Annotated in this window: 2 protein-coding genes; one reads left to right on the plus strand and one right to left on the minus strand. The window is 67.8% G+C overall.

Annotated features, from left to right (window positions below; all coding sequences use genetic code 11):
• Positions 1 to 620, minus strand: a 620-nt coding sequence (locus AC1D15_RS32780) for an FAD-dependent oxidoreductase (protein ID WP_477829349.1), incomplete at its 3' end; no start/stop codon positions are given.
• A 181-nt stretch (positions 621 to 801) separates the two neighbouring features.
• Here AC1D15_RS32780 and AC1D15_RS32785 point away from each other — a divergent pair.
• A partial coding sequence (locus AC1D15_RS32785) for a DeoR/GlpR family DNA-binding transcription regulator (protein ID WP_477829350.1) occupies positions 802 to 1,298 on the plus strand: 497 nt, incomplete at its 3' end.

Here is a 1,298-nt window from a genome sequence, read left to right on the forward strand (position 1 = left end):
CGTGCATTCAGCGTGTGGGTGCGGCCGTCGTCCGCCTGCAGCGTGACGCGCCAGGTGCTGTCGCCGCGCTGCGCATCGGTGCAGCGCCAGCGCGTCAGCACCGTCGCGCCGCGGTCGGCCGCGTCGCGGGCGTTCAGCACCACCAACCGCGCATCGTCGACCCAGCCGTCGGAGTAGACGAAGCCGCGCGTGTACTGCGGCTTCAGCGGTGCGCCGGCCGGGTGCTCGCGCAGCGACACCGTGCGCGAGCCGGCCAGCACCTCGCGCTTGGCCAGGTGGTCGTACAGGAACAGCCCGGCGCGGATCATCCACACCGGCCGCATGCTGGCGTCGTGCGGCATCACGAAGCGCAGCGGCCACATGATGTGCGGCGCGCCCTTCAGCAGCACCTCGCGCTCGGCCAGCGCCTTGCGCACCAGCGAGAACTCGTAGTACTCCAGGTAGCGCAGGCCGCCGTGGATCAGCTTGGTCGAGGCCGACGAGGTGTGCTGCGCGAGGTCGTCCTTCTCGCATACCAGCACGTGCACGCCACGGCCTGCCAGGTCGCGGGCGATGCCGGCGCCATTGATGCCGCCGCCCACGACGAGCACGTCCACTTCACCCGGCAAAGGTTGATTCAAGAAGCTGTCTCCTGGCCCATCGACACCCCGCCGTTGGCGAGGTTCGCGTTGTTGTTCGGTGCTATGTTCGATTACGTTCGTTTCTGATCTTCTTTTTTCGTTTTATGCGAAAAACGAAAGCTGCGCAACCCAGGAAATCCAGCATCTGCTTTCGCTTGGCCATTCGGTACCCTCCGCCGCCATGACCCCGAACCCGCGCCAATCGCTGCTGCTCGACGAGGTGCGCGCGCGCGGCACGGCCACGGTGGAGGCGCTGTCGGAGCAGTTCGGCGTCACGCTGCAGACGGTGCGGCGCGACGTGAAGCTGCTGTCCGATGCCGGGCTGCTGGCGCGCTTCCATGGCGGCGTGCGGCTGCCGAGCTCCACCACCGAGAACATCGCGTACCGGCAGCGCCAGCAGCTCAACGAGCAGGCCAAGCAGCGCATCGCGCGCAGCGTGGCGCAGGGCGTGCCCGAGGGCTGCTCGCTGATCCTGAACATCGGCACCACCACCGAGGCGATCGCGCGCGAGCTGATGCGGCACAAGGGGCTGCGCGTGATCACGAACAACCTGAACGTTGCGGCGATCCTGTCGGACAACCCGGACTGCGAGGTCATCGTGGCCGGCGGCGTGGTGCGCTCGCGCGACCGCRGCATCGTCGGCGAGGCGACGGTCGATTTCATCAAGCAGTTCAAGGT

Source organism: Rhizobacter sp. P2_H2 (assembly GCF_056403375.1).